Below are 5,159 nucleotides of genomic sequence, written 5' to 3'. Positions count from 1 at the left end.
CAGCCGCATGGCGGTGAGGTGCATATCCACGCTGGTGTTTACCGCGCGCTCGATTTCGGCCAGTCCTTCCGCCGATTTGACCGAGCGCTGAGCCACCACTGCCTTGATGAGTTCGACCGATGCGGAATCGGCGAGTTGTTCGATTGGTATCCCCGTGAGGTGTGAAAGCCTGATTGAATTCGCGGGTCGGTAGGGGGGCAGGAAATGGATAGGTCGGCCATCTTCCATGGCTTGAAGTAATATCGCCGCCAGTGCAGCGAAGGGGCGTGTATCGATGACGCCTGCCTTAATGGACTTTTGCTTTAGTGTTTCGAGGCGCCCCATCCATATAATGTCATCCATCGTCATTTCATCGCCGAAAATGACGGTGCGGCCCTCGTCAACGTCGATAATCGCCGCTAACTCTGGCGCGGCGATACCGAAATAATATAGGAAAGTACTGTCTTGCCGGAAAGGGTAGGTATTGTCTTTGAAATTGATGGATGCTTCACCGTTGCCCATCAATAAGATGACGCCCGAAGAAACGTTCTTTTGGAGTGTTTCCCGGCGCGATTGGTACGTTTGTGTGCTAAACATGGCGATAAAGGTACTAAAAAGCTGGTTGCCATTTAACCGTTTTTTAGCTAAGGGTTTACGGAAATTACCTGTGTGGAGAGCTGTCCTTAAGATTTTCGACGAATTGTTAAATGAGGCGAGTACCCGCATTAGCCATATTTGCCAAAGTTTGTCTGATAAGCCAAAAAATTCCGCCTTTTATCAAACTTATTTACATACAGGGCTGTTTTTGTTACTAACAAGCCGGTAGGCACATATACGGTTAGTACCATATAAGATGAAAACATTGCTATTCACAAAAGAAATCGAAGCAACGGCCCAGAAAGTCTGGGACGTGCTTTGGAATCCGGAAACCTATTCAAAATGGACAAGCGCCTTTAACCCCGATGACCCGGAGAGCGGGTCTATGCAAACGGATTGGCAGGTAGGGGGCAAAACATTATTTCTAGGTAATAGTGGCAACGGAATGGTGGCCACCATAAAATCTATAGATGAGCCTTATGAATTGGTGTTTGAGCACTTGGGCGAGATGATTGATGGGCGGGAAGATACGACGAGCGAGAGGGTGAAAGTCTGGGCCGGCTCGTTGGAAGAATACTACCTTACGGAACAGAACGGCATTACTACGCTTCGCACTTCTGTACAAATACCAGACGGGGACGAAGTGGAGGAGATAATGGACCGTGGGTTTACAGAGGGCTTGGAAGTAGTGAAGCGGCTGGCGGAGCAATAACACTCTCGGCTTACACAATCAGGGGCCAACCTGGACCGGATGGAGGTATAATTTATAACTAAAATTGGTTAATGAAGCCTGTGGCAGTCAAAATAGGAATATCCCTGAGAGGGTTTAAGACCAATAGATCGTTATCGCCTGTAATGATGCACGACGCACAGGCCGCCACGGCTAACTCCAAATATTTATCGTCTTTCGGGTCACGGCAGGTTCGGATAGTTTGTTTAATGCGGAACTTTTTGCCATCCTGCTCAATTCGGTTAATCATGCTAACTCTGCGCTCTTCGTTGAGGTATTTGTCAAACTTAGGGCGATACAAAACTTCGGTGAACTCAAGTAGAGTAGCGTGGGATATACAGACTGTACCGATAAGAAACGCCCGATCAAGGGCCTGAGCATTTACCGGATTTCGAATCAATGCAGCGCTGATCAATACATTCTCATCAAAAACAAATAGTTTACGCTCCATCATTCAGGATGTCGTCTAAAACTTCCTGAGTCAGTCCCTTTTCAGCCATTTCATCGCGCAATTCATTAAAATACTGAATGGAATCGCTGCCTTTATTATCATCGATAAGCTTAGCAATTTGCTTTTCCATAAGCTTGCTTAACTCTGTTTTAAGTTGTATAGAAGCAGCTCTCCATTTTTTACTGGTACTGCTGTCCACTTCCAATACAATTCTTTCCATGGCGCGTTAACTCTTGTTTTATACGAATCAGATATACGACATTTAAAACATTTAAATGAAATTGTTGTACGTCTTGTATCACTTGCACTAGTTGTCGCCCTAAGCCAAAAATCCTCCGCTTTTCAAATTTGTTTACATCCAGGGCTGTTAACATTCTTGATACACTTGATAGGCACGCCAAATGGCTAACATAATAGTAAGGCAAAACTGAAAAATTAAAGAAAAATTTGCGTAGTCGAATAGCTACACTTATATTTGTAGCCAAATAGCTTCATGATGAAATTAAGACGAGATGTATTTCAGGCGATAGCCGACCCAACGAGGAGGGCTATCCTCTTGTTGGTTACCACGCAAGCAATGACCGCAGGGGCGATCGCCTCAAATTTTGATACAGCCAGGCCAACGGTTTCAAAGCACCTGCAAATATTGACGGCGTGTGATTTACTACAACAGGAGCAACGGGGGAGGGAAGTATATTATCATTTAAATCCGGAAAAAATGAAAGAAATAGCTGACTTCGTAGAACCTTTCCGAAAAATGTGGGATGACCGGTTCAACAAACTGGAAGCCGTTATGAAAAAATCTACAAACAACTAAAGATGGAACAGAAAACAAAAATCAATGCCGAAGAAGGCAAACAGGAATTGACGATAACACGGGAGTTTGATTTGCCTTTGGCATTGCTCTTTAAGGCTTACGAGGAACCGGAATTTATTGAGCAATGGATGGGGACAAAAGTGTTGAAACTGGAAAACAAAAAACACGGCTCGTATTTGTTTGAAACTTCGCGACAGGGCAATGTGATGTTTCGGGCAAATGGAACCATACACGAATTTATTCCGAACCAAACGATTATACGGACCTTTGAAATGGAAGATGCGGAGATTGGTGTGCAGCTTGAATTTTTAGAGTTTGAAAAATTGACCGAGCAGACAAGCAGATTAACGATGCAAGTGATTTACCGGTCTGTGGAACACCGGGCCGTACAATTGAAAATGCCGTTTGCATATGGCCTGAATATGGCGCATGATCAACTGCAGCAAGTGATGACTAACTTAATATAATTTGATATGTCGAAAAAGAATAAAATCATCTATTGGGTGGCAACCCTTTTTTTATCGGTGGGAATGCTTGCAGGTGGAACCCAGCAAATGCTTCAGATTGGTGGCTATAATGAAATCGTAACCCGGTTGGGCTACCCGCTTTATATGCTTTCCATTATAGGGATTTGGAAAATACTGGGGGTGTTGGTATTGCTATTGCCCGGATTTCCCCTGGTAAAAGAATGGGCGTATGCGGGGTTTTTCTTTGTGATGACGGGTGCCGCTATTTCTCACATCGTGATGAAAGAGCCATTTGTAGAGGTGGTGCCGTCGTTGATACTGCTCACGGCCATTATCGTTTCGTGGTATTTCAGGCCCGCAAGCCGGAAGGTGGCCGCAATTAATCTGAGTTAATAAATTAAAACAAATGACAGATATAGCGATTGAAGAAGGAGTGGTTCACGAGGTGCCTGACGATTTGAAAAAAGCGCTACGCTCCAACGCGGAACTATTGAAAAAATGGAATAAGCTAACGCCGCTGGCCCGTAATGAATGGATTTGCTGGACAACGATTGTAAAGCAGGAAAAAACACGGGCAGAGCATATTGAACGATTGAGTGAAGATATTGTTGGGGGCAAGAAACGCCCCTGCTGCTGGCCCGGATGCCCGCACCGGCGGCCTAGCGCTCAAAAATGGTTTAAGTAACTTTAATCTAGCACCTCAGGTAAGAAAAATGACACGAACGAAGCCTAATGACTAGGATCGTCAGGGCATATGTGCTGCCGTCGCCTTTTTCAGCCCTTCCAGGAAGTCCTTTCCCCAACGCTGTACATCATAGTGGTTTACGGTTTCAAACAGCCGTTGCATGCGGAGTTTCCTTTCGGTGATGTCCAAGCTCAATGCACTGTGCAGGCTGTCTTTGAGACTACGGCCATCATAAGGGTTGGTGCGGATGGCATGTGGCAATTCGACGGAGGCACCTGCAAATTCGGAGATCACGAGTACGCCGTCGGGATCTTCCTGTAGCCCACGTACCGCCACGTATTCCTTGCCCACGAGATTCAGCCCGTCGCGCAGGGGTGTAATCCAAGCCACGTCGGCAATGGCGTAGTAGGCGATGACCTCTTCGAACGGAACCGACCGGAAGAAGAAGCGGATGGGTGTCCAGTCCATACGGGCGTATTTGCCGTTTATTTTTCCCACGGCCTGCTCCAACTCTTCTTGTATTCGTTCATATACTTTCATGCCCTGCGATGGGGGCGTGCAGATATTGATCAGTTCCAATGTGCCATGGTATTCGGGATGTTCGTCAAGGAATTCGCCGAACGCCTCGATTTTCTCCAATGGTCCCTTCACGTAGTCAAGTCGCTCTACCGAGAGCACGATGCGCTTCCCAACGGTCTGTTGGCGAAGGGTGTCAATTCGTTCGTTGGTTTCGGCGCTTTCGCAGATGCGTCGGATGTTGTCCATGTTTACACCTACGGGCTGGGCCCCCAGCCGGATGGTGTTTTCGCCCACGGCGATCTGCTTGGTCATCTGGTCGATGCCAAGTGCGCAGCTGTAGGTAAGGAACTGTTTGGCTGCATTGACGCGGCTAAGCACCTTCGTGGGCGCATGGCTTTTCACCACATCCACGAAGTTTTCGACATACCGTGGAATGTGGAAGCTGACGAAATCGCACTGCAACAGGCTGCCGATGATCTCATGGCGCCAAGGGATGATGTTGAAAATATCCGCAGGGGGGAACGCCGTATGGTGGAAGAAGCCGATTTTTAGATCGGGGCGTAGCTGCCGCAGGTAAGCGGGTACCATCCATAGGTTGTACTCATGGATCCACACGTATGCGCCGTGCTCCGCTTCGGCAGCTACACGTTTGGCAAACAATCTATTGATTTTAAGGTAATGCTCCCAATGGTCGTGATTGAACTGCGCTTTACTGATAAACGAGAAAATCGTCGGCCAGAAAGCCTCTTTTGAAAAGACCCGATAAAAAAGGTCGATGTCTTTTTTGGGCAGTGGAATGATCGATGCTTTCAGGTTAGGGTAACGCTCTTTATCGACGTATTGACTGAGTTCGGGGTTGTCGCCTAGTAACCCGGCCACTTCTTCGCCGATCCATACGCCCGGCCGACCCGTAT

General features: G+C 47.1%; 9 protein-coding genes. 5 read left to right on the top strand and 4 right to left on the bottom strand.

All coding sequences use genetic code 11. From position 1 onward, the window contains the following. Window positions 1-576: aminopeptidase P N-terminal domain-containing protein (locus tag ACO1NT_RS15795; protein ID WP_449049704.1), on the bottom strand; the 576-nt coding region annotated here is incomplete at its 3' end. A gap of 256 nt (window positions 577-832) precedes the next feature. Between ACO1NT_RS15795 and ACO1NT_RS15790 the strand changes: the two genes are divergently transcribed. After that, entirely contained in the window at window positions 833-1,288 is a 456-nt protein-coding gene (locus ACO1NT_RS15790; protein ID WP_449049703.1) for an SRPBCC family protein, read from the top strand. Window positions 1,289-1,346: 58 nt separating this feature from the next. Here the strand turns inward: ACO1NT_RS15790 and ACO1NT_RS15785 are convergent, their stop codons facing one another. After that, the gene (locus ACO1NT_RS15785) at window positions 1,347-1,760 is read right to left on the bottom strand and encodes a putative toxin-antitoxin system toxin component, PIN family (protein ID WP_449049702.1); all 414 of its coding nucleotides are present in this window, start codon (window positions 1,758-1,760) and stop codon (window positions 1,347-1,349) included. Next, window positions 1,747-1,977 carry a hypothetical protein gene (locus ACO1NT_RS15780; RefSeq protein ID WP_449049701.1) on the bottom strand — a complete coding sequence of 77 codons (231 nt, stop codon included), beginning with the start codon at window positions 1,975-1,977 and terminating at the stop codon, window positions 1,747-1,749. The genes ACO1NT_RS15785 and ACO1NT_RS15780 overlap by 14 nt, the downstream gene beginning before the upstream one ends. Window positions 1,978-2,253: 276 nt before the next feature. On the opposite strand from ACO1NT_RS15780, the gene ACO1NT_RS15775 reads away from it, so the two are divergent. Genes ACO1NT_RS15775 through ACO1NT_RS15760 form a run of 4 tightly spaced genes read left to right on the top strand, consistent with a single transcriptional unit; the run spans window position 2,254 to window position 3,726 of the window. Continuing rightward, a complete protein-coding gene (locus tag ACO1NT_RS15775; RefSeq protein ID WP_326325912.1) occupies window positions 2,254-2,574 on the top strand; it encodes an ArsR/SmtB family transcription factor in 321 nt (106 codons plus the stop codon). A gap of 2 nt (window positions 2,575-2,576) precedes the next feature. Then, complete coding sequence (locus ACO1NT_RS15770; protein WP_449049700.1) at window positions 2,577-3,041, top strand: SRPBCC family protein; 465 nt, start codon at window positions 2,577-2,579, stop codon at window positions 3,039-3,041. A gap of 6 nt (window positions 3,042-3,047) precedes the next feature. Beyond that, window positions 3,048-3,434, top strand: a complete 387-nt coding sequence (locus ACO1NT_RS15765; protein ID WP_449049699.1) for a DoxX family protein — start codon at window positions 3,048-3,050, stop codon at window positions 3,432-3,434. A gap of 13 nt (window positions 3,435-3,447) precedes the next feature. Then, window positions 3,448-3,726 (top strand): YdeI/OmpD-associated family protein, encoded by a 279-nt coding sequence (locus ACO1NT_RS15760; RefSeq protein ID WP_449049698.1) that lies wholly within the window; start codon window positions 3,448-3,450, stop codon window positions 3,724-3,726. 60 nt (window positions 3,727-3,786) lie between these two features. Here the strand turns inward: ACO1NT_RS15760 and ggpS are convergent. Next, window positions 3,787-5,159: glucosylglycerol-phosphate synthase (gene ggpS / locus ACO1NT_RS15755; RefSeq protein WP_449049697.1), on the bottom strand; the 1,373-nt coding region annotated here is incomplete at its 5' end.

This window comes from Parapedobacter sp. (assembly GCF_053550995.1).
The sequence above is the reverse complement of the archived record's forward strand: the minus strand, read 5'-3'. Positions and strand labels throughout refer to the sequence as shown.

Coding starts and splice junctions, on each gene's coding strand:
- ACO1NT_RS15790 (WP_449049703.1), top strand. CDS start 833: ATGAAAACATTGCTATTCACAAAAGAAATCGAAGCAACGGCCCAGAAA.
- ACO1NT_RS15785 (WP_449049702.1), bottom strand. CDS start 1,760: ATGATGGAGCGTAAACTATTTGTTTTTGATGAGAATGTATTGATCAGC.
- ACO1NT_RS15780 (WP_449049701.1), bottom strand. CDS start 1,977: ATGGAAAGAATTGTATTGGAAGTGGACAGCAGTACCAGTAAAAAATGG.
- ACO1NT_RS15775 (WP_326325912.1), top strand. CDS start 2,254: ATGAAATTAAGACGAGATGTATTTCAGGCGATAGCCGACCCAACGAGG.
- ACO1NT_RS15770 (WP_449049700.1), top strand. CDS start 2,577: ATGGAACAGAAAACAAAAATCAATGCCGAAGAAGGCAAACAGGAATTG.
- ACO1NT_RS15765 (WP_449049699.1), top strand. CDS start 3,048: ATGTCGAAAAAGAATAAAATCATCTATTGGGTGGCAACCCTTTTTTTA.
- ACO1NT_RS15760 (WP_449049698.1), top strand. CDS start 3,448: ATGACAGATATAGCGATTGAAGAAGGAGTGGTTCACGAGGTGCCTGAC.